Below are 15,531 nucleotides of genomic sequence, written 5' to 3' on the forward strand. Positions count from 1 at the left end.
AGGTAGGCACGATGCGCATAATTATAAATAGACAGCTCAAACTGGCACCACCATAGGTTGGGGTGCCAGAATGTTCAATCAGTCGCTACCAAATAAATCGCGCGTGTAGACTTTATCTGCAACATCCGCCAGTTCTTCAGCCATGCGGTTAGAAATGATTACATCGGCTTCTTGCTTGAATGCATTTAGATCCCGCACAACGCGCGAATGGAAGAACTCGTCCTCCTGCATGACAGGTTCATAAATAATGACCTGTACCCCCTTGGCCTTGATACGCTTCATGATCCCCTGAATGGATGAAGCGCGGAAGTTGTCGGATCCACTTTTCATAATCAGACGATAGACGCCCACCACTTTTGGCTGACGGGAAAGAATGGAGTCCGCCACGAAATCTTTACGTGTGCGGTTGGCGTCCACAATCGCCGAGATAATATTGTTTGGAACGGAGTGATAGTTTGCCAGTAGCTGCTTAGTATCTTTAGGCAGACAATAACCGCCGTAGCCAAAAGAGGGATTGTTATAATGGTTACCAATTCGTGGATCGAGGCAAACACCTTCGATGATCTGACGACTGTTAAGTCCAAGGCTCTCAGCATAGCTGTCCAGTTCATTGAAGTAAGCAACACGCATTGCCAGATAGGTGTTGGCAAAGAGCTTGATGGCTTCCGCTTCTGTTGAGTCGGTAAAGAGCGTCGGAATATCTTTCTTCGTCGCGCCCTCCTGCAACAGTGCCGCAAAGCGCTCTGCACGCTCAGAGCGTTCGCCAATCACGATTCGTGATGGATGCAGGTTATCGTAAAGCGCGCGACCTTCACGCAAGAATTCTGGCGAGAAAATAACGTTATCGATACCGTACTTCTCTTTAACCGACTGGGTAAAACCAACCGGAATGGTGGATTTAATGATCATGACCGCATCTGGATTGAACTCAATGACATCACGGATGACCGACTCAACGCTTGAGGTATTAAAATAGTTGGTTTTGGGATCGTAATCTGTAGGGGTGGCGATAATCACATATTCTGCCCCCACGTAAGCATCACGCTTGTCAGTCGTAGCGCGGAAGTTTAACGGCTTCGTTGCCAGATACTCTTCAATCTCTTTATCTACAATCGGGGACTGCTTCTTATTGAGCATATCCACTTTGGCCTGAACGATATCTAGCGCGACCACTTCGTGATTCTGAGCAATAAGAATACCGTTGGAGAGACCTACATACCCTGTACCGGAAATAGTTATTTTCATTTGCGAGTAACTTCTGTAAGTGAACTGTTAAGATGACCCGAGGACCATCATGATAACCAATGACTGTTGGGCTTTTTACCTCCTGCCTTGTGGGACTGTCAAGGCGAAGCCAGAGGATTAGCCCGTCTCGTGACAACATTCAGACTACTTCGAACATTTGGTGATTATTTTGATGTAAAAAAAACCCGGAGAATATCTCCGGGTTTGCATACAACCTGAGGTTAAATCAGATTAATCCAGCCATTCCGTGTGGAACACACCTTCTTTATCAGTACGCTTGTAAGTATGTGCGCCGAAGTAGTCACGCTGTGCCTGAATCAGGTTAGCCGGCAGTACCGCAGCACGATAGCTATCGTAGTAGGCTACTGCAGCAGAGAAGGTCGGAACCGGGATACCGTTCTGCACAGCGTAGGCAACCACGTCACGCAGCGCCTGCTGGTATTCGTCCGCAATTTTCTTAAAGTACGGTGCCAGCAGCAGGTTGGCGATACCGGCGTTTTCAGCATAGGCATCGGTGATTTTCTGCAGGAACTGCGCACGAATGATGCAGCCCGCGCGGAAAATCTTCGCGATCTCACCATAGTTCAGATCCCAGTTGTTCTCGTCTGATGCCGCACGCAGCTGAGAGAAGCCTTGCGCGTAAGAAACGATTTTCCCCAGGTACAGTGCACGACGCACTTTCTCAACGAACTCCGCTTTATCACCCGCTGGTTTAGCCTGCGGGCCAGACAGCACTTTAGATGCCGCCACGCGCTGCTCTTTCAGGGAAGAGATGTAACGCGCGAAAACAGATTCGGTGATCAGAGACAGTGGTTCACCCAGATCCAGAGAGCTCTGGCTGGTCCATTTACCGGTGCCTTTGTTCGCTGCTTCATCCAGAATCACATCAACCAGGTATTTACCCTCTTCATCTTTTTTCGTGAAGATATCTTTGGTGATGTCAATCAGGTAGCTGTTCAGCTCGCCTTTGTTCCACTCGGTGAAGGTTTCCGCCAGCTCTTCATTGGTGAGGTTCAGGCCGCCTTTCAGCAGAGAGTATGCTTCCGCAATCAGCTGCATATCGCCGTATTCGATGCCGTTGTGCACCATTTTCACATAGTGACCTGCACCGTCCGCACCGATATAGGTTACGCAAGGCTCACCATCTTCAGCCACGGCTGCGATTTTGGTCAGGATAGGTGCAACCAGTTCGTATGCATCTTTCTGGCCGCCAGGCATGATAGATGGGCCTTTCAGCGCGCCCTCTTCACCACCGGAAACACCGGTGCCGATGAAGTTGAAGCCTTCAGCAGAAAGTTCACGATTACGACGGATGGTGTCCTGGAAGAAGGTGTTACCGCCATCAATGATGATGTCGCCTTTTTCGAGGTAAGGCTTCAGAGAGTCGATAGCAGCATCGGTACCTGCACCTGCTTTCACCATTAACAGGATACGACGAGGCGTTTCCAGAGACTCAACGAACTCTTTCACCGTATAGAAAGGAACCAGTTTCTTGCCTGGGTTCTCGGCAATCACTTCTTCGGTCTTATCACGGGAACGGTTGAAAACGGAAACGGTATAGCCACGGCTTTCGATGTTGAGCGCCAGATTGCGCCCCATAACAGCCATACCGACAACACCGATTTGTTGTTTGGACATTACGTACTCCTGTCAGGTGTGGATACGCCAGCGGATTCTTCCCGGCGATACAAAGTGTAAACATGTTAACTTAAAATTTATTGCGATGAACAGTAGCCATGTAAACTTCTTGTCCCATCTGTTTAACCTTAAGTGCACATTTCGGAAAACATTTCAGACCAAAAAATGTTACGCAGCGAGGCATACTGAATTACCATCTGAAGTAATTGCAATTTACACGTTCTCCGATCGCCTTTAATTTCAGCAAACTTTTAAAACATGTTTACGAAACATGTACATAACGCTTTTCAGATGCCATAGAAAATGTTTGCTAAACAATGTTCTATTATCATTTTGACTAAAATGTACTACTTTTAATTCAGGAAGATAGACTAATTTATAACCTGCATTTTTTGCTCTGATACAAATGTCGATATCTTCACAGTACATAAAAAATTGCTCATCGAAACCATTGATTTGATTAAAAACCGAGCATTTCATCCCTAAAAAAGAACCGGCGCACCAGTCAACAACCTGATGAGTGTTAATATCAGAGCGATCTATTATACTTTTATTATAACCCAGAAAATACGAAGTAAAGAAGTTAACTAATTTGGGAAAATGTCTGACTGAGGGATCTCGTACAGTCAAATTCTGATCTTTGTAGAGATCAGCTGTAAAGAGATCATATTTATGGCATGCAAGTATTCCACTTAATTGTTTAAGCGTGTCAGCATCGACCAATACGTCTGGATTGAGAAATAAGAAATAATCTTCCTGAACATTAACGCAATAATCTTCAATTATCTTTGCAACAGCATGATTGTTATTGCGTGAAAACCCCGAACGCTCAAGAGATGGAATATAACAAATCTTTTCGCTCGCGCAAAACTCTCGCAATCCAAGGCTATTTACATTATCTTTTATGTATATTCTAAATAGAGAGCTCGCATCATACTGAGAATCATTAATTTTATTAATTAATGACTTGATATAATCATCATGAAAATGACTTACTACTATTATGTGTATCATAATAATTTTCTGACTGCATCTGACATTGCACGGAAATATACCTTCAGGTATTCAATGTTTTTACTTTTATAAAGTAAAATCATTTGATGCACAAAAGAAAAAACAATTTCCCGAATAGCTAATAGCTTTGGGATGTGAGGCATTTTTAACATAAAAACACCATTCCTGACTCGATAATAACGGCGCCATGCAGAGTGAACAGGAATAACAAACCCCAACATTTCAATATGAGCATCACCTATTTCATGCTGCATAATGACATTTGGAGTAATAAAGATTTTAAAACCACGGCTAATAACTCTTAAACACCATTCAGTATCAACATAATCAATGAAAAGGGAATCGTCCATAAGGTTGTCTAACAATAAAACCTTATTATCGACAAGACATCCTGAGGCAATAACGCATGACACTTCAACAGGTTTAGATGATGTTATATCGGGAATGATTTTAGTACGTAAGCCATGCCTGGACATTCTAATTACAGGATATATTTTTTTATAGCGGCTATCCTGCAGTGTTGGTCCAAGAGCAGCAATATTGTAACTCTGCTTAAGAGATACAAAATCTTCGACCATTTTGCTGACAAAATCTTCAGCTATACTGCTGTCTTGATCAAAGAATAATGTAAAATCTCCGCCAAGAGTAAGACCATGGCGGATACCTTTGTTTTGAGCAGCGGCAATACCGATATTATCAGAAAGGGATAAAAGCTCAACGTTAGAGCAGGAAGTCTGAAGCCTGGAAATATCCTCAATATTGTCACTACCATTGTCGACGATAATAGTTCGATAGGATTGTGTCTCTAACTGAGAGACAAGTGACGATAGATTGGTTGTTACAGGATTAAAGGTTACAACAATTGCTATAACCTTGTGTGGCTGAGAATTATCCCTGCTTGTCATCAGTGCAACCATTTGCCATGATTTGCTCAATTTTATTACTATTACCCCAGATAGCTGGAGAGTCATAGGCACGAGCTGGGAATACATTATAAACTGGTTTAATTTTGAGTCTATGCTGTTCTATAAACTCTTCTACTGCTGTACGTAAACTTTTCGGTTTGCCGCTACTGCAGTTAATCACTCCAGCAACCTCTGTCTGGATAGTCGCTGTCGCGATTTGTTTTGCAAGGCATTCAACGTCGATAAAATCATACAGCATTTCTCCACTGTTAAGTGGGAAAGTTTCTTTACCGGCATCTTCTGCAGCCATTATTTTTGAGAAAATTGAATTACTGTTTCTGTCATCACCAGTTATGTAATACATACGCAGCCATTTTAATGAAATTCCGGCCTTTTCCATTTCATAAGTGCAGATCTGGCGTAAGAAATTTTTCGCGATCCCATAAGGGTTACTAGGATTACAAGCCGTCTTTTCAGTAATCTCCCCAACATGATAACCTATTTCATGCATGGTTCCGGCCACTGAAATATTTTGTACACCTGCGCTAATCAAGGCTTTTAAAAATCGATAGTGGTTCATAACATTAGCGATATGACCCTGGTCGTGATGGTTAAAACCAGCACTCCAGGCTAGATGAAGCACAGCATCAAAGTCAGAGAAAACTTCAATGATTTTATCATCACTCGCATCTAAAATATCCATTTCAAGAACTTCCGATGTAATCGTATTTCTTGAACCGGGATATGTTATTGCGACAACATCGTGATGCATTGAAGTCAATGCTTTCACGACATGTTTACCTATGTAACCACCAGCACCAGTAACAGCAATTTTCATAATCAGTTGTTCTTCTTAAATTTTACAAGTTTATAGGCTTTTTTCGTTAAACGATATGGTCCATATAGCGTTTTAGCCACACGAGGATATTTATCCCAAACCGTACGTCTAAACGAACTAAACAGCAGTCTTGAACATCCGCTTAATACAGCAAGGAAATCCGGTTTACCCGATTTAGTTTCGGTAAACAACCTAAGCAAGCTTGAATATTGCCAGTAAACGTCACCATTAGGCAGGGCAGACATAATTTTCTGATGCTTAAATTCTAACTTAGCATAATTCTTTTCTGCTTGAGTTGGTGTCATTACACTATAAACACTAAATCCTTCATTTTTTGCTACATAACTAATAATGCGCTCAAGAACATGCGATAAACTACCATCGACATGCGCTGGCTCAGCATTAAAATCTGTCCATTTCCAATTATGCTCAAATAAAGGACGTAAAGCAGCGGGCCTGAACCAGAACATCGTCCCATATACTGCAACAGGAGTGTCATCATCCAATGGAACAACAACGCCAAGCTTCTTACATAATTCACTTGTTGGCCAATAGTTTGCAAACCAGGCATGGCCCATTGTAGGGAAACCGATGTGAACAAGCGGTGGACAAATTATTCCTATATCATTACGCTTGTTCATCAAACCAATAACGTTGGTAATATATTCTGGTGACCCGAGAAGGTTCTCATAGAGATGTTTTTTAAACGAATCAGCACGTGCAAATCCATTCTGCGGGGATTTTTTCGAGTGTAAGCGACAGATATAATCATATTTATCACTGGTACCAATGTCCTTAAATGTGATAAATAATGAGGACATATCACGTCCTCTGTTTTCCTCAACGACGCGAACCTCAACATACTGCCCGATATCTTTCGTTTTTTCTCTTAGTATGGATGCATCTTTTTCGCTTGAGGTTGAAATATACAAATCATATTTATAAGGAATATTTTTTATATAAGAATAAATTTCTTCCCACATATCTGAATAAAATACATGAGCAAGAACAGCAATTTTTGGTTCCGGATTCTCTACGTTGTTATACTCTGGAGAAGGATAATTATCAGGCAAGATCCTTAACTGTTCCAGATTTGTGTAAAGAATGCGTGGTTTTACTGTGCGATTAATATTTTGATTGATAAGACCAATATCGTAATCACTTGTCTTCTCGATGGTCTCCACAGCTCCGCGTAGATCTACACAGTTAATGTCAAGCCACATTGGATCATGGAAAAATAAACGACGTTTAAGAATTGGACATCTATTTTCAATAGTTCGCTTAACGTCAATGAATGTTGGGTAATCTGATGGGTAGTTATCATTGCTTATATAAACAGATGATGTGAAGCCCATTGCCTGGAAATGAGACGTAAAGCGTGATTCATGACTTAAAACAGAATCAGTATAACTATTAATCATTGGCATATCTTGCCAATATTTTTTAAACTCAATGGAGTTTAACATTTTCTTGCGAATTGCAATGAAATGAGATTGTATATGACGAGGCAAGACTCCAGTTCCTGTAAACGGATTTGGAACCATTTCGTTATGTTCGCTAATCCCCCAGAAATCACACGCCCTGCTATCCATTTCATTGAAAAGTTCGGAAAAAGGGAAAATCGGGGCAAAGAAGGTGTAATTGAGTAAAATAACCTCATCGTATTTACTGGCTAATTCATCATAGCCAATAGTTTCCATTCCTTCTTTATAACCCCAAACATCGAAGCCCACATTTTCTCGGCAGAAAACAGTAGCCCCAATCTTTTCAAGCTTTGCCCTTCCTGCGACGGTCATTTTCGAATTAGAAACAACAACAATATCTTCGACAAATTCCTTTAATGCAGTCAGCTTGGTTGGGATATAATCATCAACTTCACCAAATTCGTCATAAAAAAGATAAAAGGCAATCCTGCGCATTAAACATTACCACTCATTTTTTCAAATATTGATTAATAATTTCATCAGGTTTGCCATCAGCAATGATATTGCCATGGTCAACCCAAATAACTCGATTGCAAAGTTCAAGCAAAAGATCCATTTGGTGAGAAACAAACACCATAATATTGGAATCTTCTATCATCGCTTTCATTCTTGCCTGTGCTTTTTTGATAAAATCGGCATCACCGCCAGCGAAAAGTTCATCAAGAATTAGAATATCAGGCTGAGTAGCGGTAGCGATTGAGAACGCCAGCTTCATATACATACCAGTCGAATAATATTTTACCGGCGTGTCAATAAATTGTTCAAGCTCAGAGAAATTAATGATGTCTGGCTCAATTTCTTTCAATCTTTTTAAATTATAACCAAGAATCGTTCCATTGAGGTAAATATTTTCTCTACCACTCAACTCCGGATTAAAACCTGCACCTATCTCAAGTAGTGGTGCTACTTTACCTTTTATATCAATCGTACCACTCGTTGGCGTATAAATTTTGCACAAAATTTTCAATAAAGAGCTCTTACCTGCTCCATTGTGTCCAATAATGCCTAACCTATCACCGTGGTTAATTTCCAAATTAATATTATTTAGAGCTAAAAAGGTATCATTTTTTTTCTGATGAGTTCTGGAGAATAAATCAGCGAACAACTCTTTTAAACTTGAATTTTTATTGTGATGCAGTGCAAACTGCAATCCAACATTTTTAAGAACTATTTCAGAATTCATATTTACAACCTAAATATAACTTTTGCGTCATTGCGTCTAAAATAGATGATACCGAAGATAATACTCAGCAACGAACAAACAGAGCATATTATTAGCGATTGAGTTTCAGGTAAGGTTCCTGAATAAATTGGCGAACGGAAGAGGTCAATATAATATACGAGTGGATTCCATGTAAATATCACATGGAACTTTTCTGGTATAGCAGTTATCGGATAAATGATTGGTGTGGCAAAATATAATGCTTGTAATACAACCCCAATAAGATATTGTACGTCCCTATAATAAACAGTCACAATTGAAAGTATAAACGTGACACCAAGGGAAAACATGACCAAAAGCAGAAATGCAACGGGCAGGAAAAATAGAGCAGACGATATTTTAGCACCCAGTATCAAAGCTATAATAAACAAGCAAGCAGTGCTAAGCAGTGAATCCACCAATGTTGAGATAACTACGGATATTACAAACAATTGTTTTGGTAGATATATTTTTTTAAACAAAGATTCATTCGCCAGTAATGCTCCCCCCCCCTGGTTAAGAGAGTTAGAAAAAACTGACCAGGGTATCATCGCGGCAAATAAAAATATAGCGTATTCATTAACCTGAAACTTCATTACCAGCGAAAATACCACTGCGATAATCGCCATATTTAGTAATGGATTCAGTAAGGTCCAGAGAAAACCAAAGAAAGTCCTTCTGTACCTCATAGTAATCTGTTGATGAATTAGTTGTCTTAAAACTTGTCGATACTCAACTATCTCATTAATAAACGAATTCATAATTTTTTACTTTCATCAATTAGAGCACGAACACTTTGTTCAAAGCCTTGTGAAAAACAGGAACGTTTGTAACCAAACTTTTCTATTTTATCGCAATTTAAAACACTATATTTGGGTCTCCTGGCGATGGCTTTATATTCTGCAGTACTAATTGGTTCAACTTTAGATTGTGAAAATGTTATAGCTGCAGCGATTTTATTGGCAAAATCATACCAGCTCATTACAGTATCACCGCTGTAATGATAGAGACCAGGTTGGAGTGTTCCTTCTTTGATTATATCAATAATCAAATTTGCAATATCCGGCGCATATGTAGGCGCGCCAACCTGATCGTATACAACTTTAATATCTTTATTTTTCTCAACCAAATTAAATATGGTTTTTAAAAAATTCTTTCCATATTCACTATATACCCAAGATGTTCTTATTATAATAGCACCAGCATGATTTTTAAGAACCTCCAGTTCCCCCTTGTGTTTTGTACTGCCGTATACGTTAAGTGATTTTACGGTGTCTTTCTCGGTATACGGTTCACTGCTGTTACCATCGAAAACATAATCTGTGGAAACATGGATAAGTTTAGCACCATATTTTGATGATGCCTGAGCGACATATTTAGCGCCTAAATTATTCACGTTTTCAGAAAAATCAACATTAGTTTCAGCATCATCAACGGAAGTGAAAGCAGCAGTATTTATTACGACATCAGGCTTAAAATCAGAAATGACATCATAAACATTGCGTTCGTTAGCAATATCGAGGAATATTTTATCTGCCGCTAGTAAAATCCAGTCTTGCGGGATACGTCTGCTAAGACTTTGTCCTAACTGACCTTGAGCTCCGGTTAGCAGTACTCTCATTTATAAAGATTCGCCAAAGTAAGACCTTTTTTATCCTTTTCAGAAAGTTTTGGATTGGTCACGGGCCATTCAATACCGACCTCTTCATCATTCCAAAGCAAGCATCCTTCATGTTCCGGATAATAATAATCAGTACACTTATATTCAAAGTCGGCGGTATCCGTGAGAACGCAAAAACCATGCGCGAGTCCAGGTGGGATCCAAAGTTGATTTTTATTCTCGGCTGAGAGCTCAACACCAACCCATCGGCCATAAGTTTTTGAATCCGGGCGAATATCAACAGCAACATCAAATACTGCACCACTTACAACACGAACTAATTTACCCTGTGGATTATTTTTTTGAAAATGTAGACCACGAAGGACATCTTTAGTTGAACGCGAATGGTTATCCTGCACGAAGTCGAGATCTATATTGAGCATTTCTTGATAACGCTTCTTCTCAAAGGTTTCCAGGAAAAAACCACGTTCATCCCCAAAAACTCTTGGCTCAATAATTTTCACGTCGTGTATAATTGTATCAATGACTTTCACGAAACTGCCCCTTCATAAGAAATTATTTATAACACTTGATTGTTGCGTTTATACACAATCCCTGCAGATGTTTTCTTTCCTTAGTGAATTCAATTTTGGCAGGTTTCATATGTATTTCTTTCAATTCTAATATCAATATATATATTGATAAAACATATTGAAAATGCCAAACAATATATCTCCCTGTGTAAATTAAACGATAACTTTAACAGCAGGGAGGCAAATATTATTTATTCGCTAATTAATACTTTGAGATAACGGCCATATTCAGTTTTAGCAAGCTTTTTAGCTTGTTCCTCAACCTGGTCCTTGCTCATCCATCCATTACGATATGAAATTTCCTCAAGGCAAGCCACTTTCATCCCCTGACGTTTTTCAATGGTATGAATAAATTGGGAAGCCTCGACCAGGCTGTCGTGAGTACCCGTATCCAGCCATGCAAAACCACGCCCCAGCAATTCAACCTGCAATTTCCCCTGCTCGAGATACATCTGGTTAAGGGTCGTAATTTCAAGTTCACCACGGGCGGAAGGTTTAACCTGTTTGGCCATTTCGACTACATGCTTATCGTAGAAATAGAGACCGGTCACCGCCCAGTTTGATTTTGGTTTTAACGGTTTCTCTTCGATGGACAGCGCTTTGTAGTTCTCATCGAATTCAACCACGCCAAACCGCTCAGGATCCTGCACCTGATAACCAAAGACCATTGCTCCGCTGGTCATTTGTGAAGCCGCTTCCAGTTTTTTACCAAAGCTCTGACCAAAGTAAATATTATCACCCAGCACCAGAGCACAAGGTTCATTATTGATAAACTCTTCACCAATAATAAATGCCTGCGCCAGGCCATCCGGGGATGGCTGAACCGCGTAAGATAAGCTAATCCCAAATTGCGAGCCATCGCCTAACAGGCGTTTGAACGAAGGCATATCTTCCGGGGTAGTAATGACCAAAATCTCACGGATACCTGCCAGCATCAGTACAGAAATTGGGTAGAAAATCATTGGCTTATCATAAACAGGAAGCAACTGTTTAGATACACCTTGCGTAATCGGATAGAGACGGGTTCCGGAACCACCAGCAAGTACAATACCTTTCATCATATTTTCCTTTATTATTCCGCCAGTCCCAGACGTTCGCCCGCATAGGAGCCATCCATTACCCGCTTCCACCAGCTTTCGTTGCTCAAATACCACTCAACCGTTTTACGGATACCTGACTCGAAGGTTTCCTGAGGCACCCATCCCAGATCGTTTTTAATTTTGCTGGCATCAATGGCGTAGCGCAGGTCGTGTCCCGGACGGTCGGTTACATAGGTAATAAGATCGGCGAAGTGAGTAATGCCTGCAGGCTTATCGGCAATAATTTCATCCAGAATGGTGCAAATTGTCTTCACGACTTCAATATTTTTACGCTCATTGTGACCACCGATATTGTAGGTTTCGCCCACAGTACCTTCAGTTACCACTTTGTATAACGCGCGTGCATGATCTTCGACAAACAGCCAGTCGCGAATCTGCTCACCGTTGCCGTACACAGGAAGCGGTTTACCTGCCAGAGCGTTCAGGATAATAAGCGGAATCAGTTTTTCCGGGAAGTGGTATGGACCGTAGTTATTCGAACAGTTCGTCACCAGCGTCGGAAGACCGTAGGTACGACGCCACGCGCGCACTAAATGATCGCTGGATGCTTTAGAAGAGGAGTAAGGACTACTTGGCGAATATGGCGTGGTCTCGGTGAACAGCGGAAGATCGCTACCGGCAGGTACTTCATCAGGATGCGGCAAGTCGCCATACACTTCATCGGTGGAGATGTGATGGAAACGAAACGCCGATTTGCGGCCGTCGTCCAGTTGAGACCAATACTGACGCGAAGCCTCCAGCAATACATAGGTACCGATAATGTTGGTTTCGATAAAGGCTGCAGGGCCTGTGATTGAACGGTCTACATGGCTCTCGGCGGCAAGATGCATTACAACATCAGGCTGATGCTCAGCGAAAATGCGCGACATAGCACTGCCGTCACAGATGTCAGCCCGCTCAAAGGCATAACGGGGATCATTTTCGATTTCTGACAGAGATTCCAGGTTCCCCGCGTAGGTTAATTTATCTACGTTAACGACAGAATCCTGAGTGTTATTAATAATATGACGAACTACTGCAGATCCAATAAAACCTGCACCACCAGTAACAAGTATTTTCACGAGACTATTCCGTATTGCATCGCCATGTTAAATCGCGAACATTATTTTTGAGTGGTTACCTTGCAACGCGCCAAATTTTAAACACGCTACCGCCCCTGGCTCTCCAGCTACCAGTGCACTGAAAACAATAAAAATGTTAGCTACTATGCAATGAGAACCAGTGCCTGTTGTTATCAAATAGGCACAGAATGCTAATCTGATATTCTCCACTTAAATAGGTTTGAAGACAAGGGAAAATCTCAGACTAAACCATCATGTCAACACTCAGCAAAAAGTGCCTTAGACATTGATTCTATTACAATAAAAAAGGTAGCAAGAGTAATTACAGAAGCTGGAACAGCCTCCTCGTACTCGTTGCTACCCGATTCATTTGTTAAGGATTTGACTTACTGTTCCAGAAGTTTCTCAATTCTCTTGCGGAACTTCGCCCCTTCCTTCAGGTTACGCAGTCCATAGTTCACGAACGCCTGCATATAGCCCATCTTCTTACCGCAGTCATAGCTCTCGCCGGTCATCAGCATCGCATCGACAGACTGCTTCTTCGCCAGCTCAGCAATCGCGTCGGTGAGCTGAATACGGTCCCAGGCGCCTGGCTCAGTTTTTTCCAGCTCGGCCCAGATATCCGCGTTCAGAACATAACGGCCCACCGCCATCAGGTCAGAATCCAGCGTCTGCGGCTGATCCGGTTTTTCGATGAACTCAACGATGCGGCTAACCTGCCCTTCCGTCTCCAGCGCTTCTTTGGTCTGAATTACGGAGTACTCGGAGAGATCACCTTTCATGCGCTTCGCCAGCACCTGGCTACGGCCCGTTTCGTTGAAACGTGCCACCATTGCCGCCAGGTTATAGCGCAGCGGATCGGCAGACGCGTTATCAATAATGATATCCGGCAGCACAACGATGAAGGGGTTGTCACCCACAACCGGACGGGCACAAAGAATAGAGTGTCCCAGACCCAGCGGCTGCGCCTGACGCACGTTCATGATGGTCACGCCCGGCGGACAAATAGACTGCACTTCCGCCAGCAGCTGACGCTTAACGCGCTGCTCAAGCAACGCTTCGAGTTCGTAAGAGGTGTCGAAGTGGTTTTCTACCGCATTCTTGGACGAGTGCGTAACCAGGACGATTTCTTTGATCCCTGCAGCAACAATTTCGTCGACAATGTACTGAATCATTGGCTTATCGACGATCGGCAGCATCTCTTTAGGAATGGCTTTTGTGGCTGGCAGCATATGCATGCCCAGGCCTGCTACCGGAATGACTGCTTTCAAATTAATCATTATTTCTTCCACCTTAAAATGGTTGACGAATTATAGCTCTTAAACCTGTTTTCGCCAGCATGATTTGCCGTAACCCTTAAGCAATGTTACGCCTTAGCATCACATATTTCTGTAGTTGTAATCTGATTCGATCGCGCTTTTATGCCAGGAATAGTCTCAAAACAGATTATTGTCGATTATCTGTGCGGAAGCGCAAAGTTCAGCCTTTCCACATTCACCACCTGCTGGTCGACCCGGTCAATATCCACCGAGCTTTGCCCCTTCTCATTAACGGCTTTTATGTTCGCCAGCGACAGCAGCGTCTCGTCTTTCGCCATGAATTTTCCTCGCACATCCTTGCGCAGGTCGAAGTTAATCTTCAGGGCGGGCCCCACGGCAGCTTCCTGCATCACATTGATGTTGCGTAAAAAAAGATGCTGCGGCTTGTTGTGCAGTTCCAGCGTAGCACGCTGCATTTCCACGTTGGTAATCGCCACAAACGAGGTCGCATTACCGGATGAAATCTGTATTCCGCGCAATTTATACGCAAGCTGGCGGTTATCGAGGTGAATATTATTGAGCTTAAAGTTCTGCGGGATGGACAAATAATCGCCTTTTATGACCCCATAGCCGATTAACATTCCCGCACTGTTGACCATATCGACATTATCAATAATGAAATTATCACAGCCATAAATGGCCACCGTGGCGTTGTCTATTCCTGCCTTTTTACTGAAGTCAGGGGTGATATTTTTGGCCTTAATATTGCGGATAACAAAGTGTTTCCCGTTTTCCACGTGCACCAGCTGGCGACAGTTGCTGCCGGTGATGTTGGCCACCACGAAGTTCTTAACGGTTTGCTTTTCCGGGTAGTCGTTGTCGTAGGTGCTGCCGGCGAGGCCAATGCCGATGCCCCAGTTGATCTTGCCGTTGGTGCAGTTGATGTTATCGATGACATGGTCGGAAATCAGGATATTGCGATCGTTGATAGCGACGTTCCATTCGATCGCATCGCCCTGCAGATGGCTAAATTTGCTGTTGGTGATGCGAGCGCCGTCCACCTGGTTGTGGAAACCCTGGCGCAGGATAGCGTAGTTGGCCTGACTCACGCTGATGTTATCAATTAGCAAATTGCGCATCACGCTGGGTTTCTTACCGCCGATGTAGATCTGCGTTACAGGGCCAAAACCGCTCATGGCCAGCCCTTTAATTACGCAGTCGGAGCCACGTACATCGAGAGTGATATTCTCTGTCCGTCCCTCGCCTTCCCCTATCACTTTGCTGCCTTCCTGCAGAACAAAGCGGCCGCGGCCATTGCCGGTTAACGCCCCGCGGATCAGCAGCGTTTTACCGTCGGGAATGAAAATACCCGTGTTGATGTTTTCACAGGTCAGCCCGGCAGGGACAACGACCGTGTCCCCGTCATTAAACGCCTGCTTAAAGGCCGCGATCCAGTCGTTGTTATTGTACTGTTTAACAGAGACCGTTCTTCCACTCGCCGCCTGCGCAATGCGGGACGACAGCAGCGGCGTGGCCGCCAGAACGGACAGAGACGAGACAAAGGTGCGTCGGGTAATCTTTTTCAGCATACAT

14 protein-coding genes are annotated in these 15,531 nt (G+C 42.8%); all 14 read right to left on the bottom strand.

The window, feature by feature from the left end; all coding sequences use genetic code 11:
- Positions 1 to 78: 78 nt before the first annotated feature.
- Entirely contained in the window at positions 79 to 1,245 is a 1,167-nt protein-coding gene (gene ugd / locus LJA86_RS10505; RefSeq protein WP_045908606.1) for a UDP-glucose 6-dehydrogenase, read from the bottom strand.
- Positions 1,246 to 1,476: 231 nt separating this feature from the next.
- Positions 1,477 to 2,883, bottom strand: a complete 1,407-nt coding sequence (gndA, locus tag LJA86_RS10510; protein ID WP_039266706.1) for an NADP-dependent phosphogluconate dehydrogenase — start codon at positions 2,881 to 2,883, stop codon at positions 1,477 to 1,479.
- 240 nt (positions 2,884 to 3,123) lie between these two features.
- Positions 3,124 to 3,897: a glycosyltransferase family 2 protein gene (locus LJA86_RS10515; protein ID WP_229226117.1), complete on the bottom strand. Its 774-nt coding sequence runs from the start codon at positions 3,895 to 3,897 to the stop codon at positions 3,124 to 3,126.
- Positions 3,894 to 4,814: a glycosyltransferase family 2 protein gene (locus LJA86_RS10520; protein WP_229226118.1), complete on the bottom strand. Its 921-nt coding sequence runs from the start codon at positions 4,812 to 4,814 to the stop codon at positions 3,894 to 3,896. The genes LJA86_RS10515 and LJA86_RS10520 overlap by 4 nt, the downstream gene beginning before the upstream one ends.
- Entirely contained in the window at positions 4,786 to 5,640 is an 855-nt protein-coding gene (locus LJA86_RS10525; protein WP_045908610.1) for an NAD-dependent epimerase/dehydratase family protein, read from the bottom strand. Before LJA86_RS10525 ends, LJA86_RS10520 begins: the two co-directional genes overlap by 29 nt.
- A 2-nt stretch (positions 5,641 to 5,642) precedes the next feature.
- Positions 5,643 to 7,559: a rhamnan synthesis F family protein gene (locus LJA86_RS10530; RefSeq protein WP_047074845.1), complete on the bottom strand. Its 1,917-nt coding sequence runs from the start codon at positions 7,557 to 7,559 to the stop codon at positions 5,643 to 5,645.
- A gap of 13 nt (positions 7,560 to 7,572) precedes the next feature.
- Entirely contained in the window at positions 7,573 to 8,307 is a 735-nt protein-coding gene (locus tag LJA86_RS10535) for an ABC transporter ATP-binding protein (RefSeq protein WP_045908612.1), read from the bottom strand.
- Positions 8,308 to 8,309: 2 nt separating this feature from the next.
- The gene (locus LJA86_RS10540) at positions 8,310 to 9,086 is read right to left on the bottom strand and encodes an ABC transporter permease (protein WP_045908613.1); all 777 of its coding nucleotides are present in this window, start codon (positions 9,084 to 9,086) and stop codon (positions 8,310 to 8,312) included.
- Positions 9,083 to 9,946: a dTDP-4-dehydrorhamnose reductase gene (gene rfbD / locus LJA86_RS10545; RefSeq protein WP_045908614.1), complete on the bottom strand. Its 864-nt coding sequence runs from the start codon at positions 9,944 to 9,946 to the stop codon at positions 9,083 to 9,085. Before rfbD ends, LJA86_RS10540 begins: the two co-directional genes overlap by 4 nt.
- On the bottom strand, positions 9,943 to 10,479 hold the full coding sequence (gene rfbC / locus LJA86_RS10550; protein ID WP_039266714.1) for a dTDP-4-dehydrorhamnose 3,5-epimerase: 537 nt from the start codon (positions 10,477 to 10,479) through the stop codon (positions 9,943 to 9,945). Before rfbC ends, rfbD begins: the two co-directional genes overlap by 4 nt.
- A 230-nt stretch (positions 10,480 to 10,709) precedes the next feature.
- Positions 10,710 to 11,576, bottom strand: a complete 867-nt coding sequence (gene rfbA, locus LJA86_RS10555; RefSeq protein ID WP_039266715.1) for a glucose-1-phosphate thymidylyltransferase RfbA — start codon at positions 11,574 to 11,576, stop codon at positions 10,710 to 10,712.
- Between the two features lie 14 nt (positions 11,577 to 11,590).
- Positions 11,591 to 12,679, bottom strand: a complete 1,089-nt coding sequence (rfbB, locus tag LJA86_RS10560) for a dTDP-glucose 4,6-dehydratase (protein WP_229226119.1) — start codon at positions 12,677 to 12,679, stop codon at positions 11,591 to 11,593.
- Between the two features lie 386 nt (positions 12,680 to 13,065).
- Complete coding sequence (gene galF, locus LJA86_RS10565) at positions 13,066 to 13,959, bottom strand: GalU regulator GalF (RefSeq protein WP_039266717.1); 894 nt, start codon at positions 13,957 to 13,959, stop codon at positions 13,066 to 13,068.
- A 176-nt stretch (positions 13,960 to 14,135) separates the two neighbouring features.
- Positions 14,136 to 15,527, bottom strand: a complete 1,392-nt coding sequence (wcaM, locus tag LJA86_RS10570) for a colanic acid biosynthesis protein WcaM (RefSeq protein WP_048030840.1) — start codon at positions 15,525 to 15,527, stop codon at positions 14,136 to 14,138.
- Positions 15,528 to 15,531 lie beyond the last annotated feature (4 nt).

This window comes from Enterobacter sp. TCD1-1 (assembly GCF_020567405.1).
GTDB classification, from domain to species: domain Bacteria; phylum Pseudomonadota; class Gammaproteobacteria; order Enterobacterales; family Enterobacteriaceae; genus Enterobacter; species Enterobacter quasiroggenkampii.

Excerpts from the sequence above, each read along its gene's own strand:
- wcaM (WP_048030840.1), bottom strand. The coding sequence starts at position 15,527 with ATGCTGAAAAAGATTACCCGACGCACCTTTGTCTCGTCTCTGTCCGTT.
- LJA86_RS10540 (WP_045908613.1), bottom strand. The coding sequence starts at position 9,086 with ATGAATTCGTTTATTAATGAGATAGTTGAGTATCGACAAGTTTTAAGA.
- LJA86_RS10535 (WP_045908612.1), bottom strand. The coding sequence starts at position 8,307 with ATGAATTCTGAAATAGTTCTTAAAAATGTTGGATTGCAGTTTGCACTG.
- LJA86_RS10530 (WP_047074845.1), bottom strand. The coding sequence starts at position 7,559 with ATGCGCAGGATTGCCTTTTATCTTTTTTATGACGAATTTGGTGAAGTT.
- galF (WP_039266717.1), bottom strand. The coding sequence starts at position 13,959 with ATGATTAATTTGAAAGCAGTCATTCCGGTAGCAGGCCTGGGCATGCAT.
- LJA86_RS10515 (WP_229226117.1), bottom strand. The coding sequence starts at position 3,897 with ATGATACACATAATAGTAGTAAGTCATTTTCATGATGATTATATCAAG.
- LJA86_RS10520 (WP_229226118.1), bottom strand. The coding sequence starts at position 4,814 with ATGGTTGCACTGATGACAAGCAGGGATAATTCTCAGCCACACAAGGTT.
- gndA (WP_039266706.1), bottom strand. The coding sequence starts at position 2,883 with ATGTCCAAACAACAAATCGGTGTTGTCGGTATGGCTGTTATGGGGCGC.
- LJA86_RS10525 (WP_045908610.1), bottom strand. The coding sequence starts at position 5,640 with ATGAAAATTGCTGTTACTGGTGCTGGTGGTTACATAGGTAAACATGTC.
- rfbD (WP_045908614.1), bottom strand. The coding sequence starts at position 9,946 with ATGAGAGTACTGCTAACCGGAGCTCAAGGTCAGTTAGGACAAAGTCTT.
- rfbA (WP_039266715.1), bottom strand. The coding sequence starts at position 11,576 with ATGAAAGGTATTGTACTTGCTGGTGGTTCCGGAACCCGTCTCTATCCG.
- ugd (WP_045908606.1), bottom strand. The coding sequence starts at position 1,245 with ATGAAAATAACTATTTCCGGTACAGGGTATGTAGGTCTCTCCAACGGT.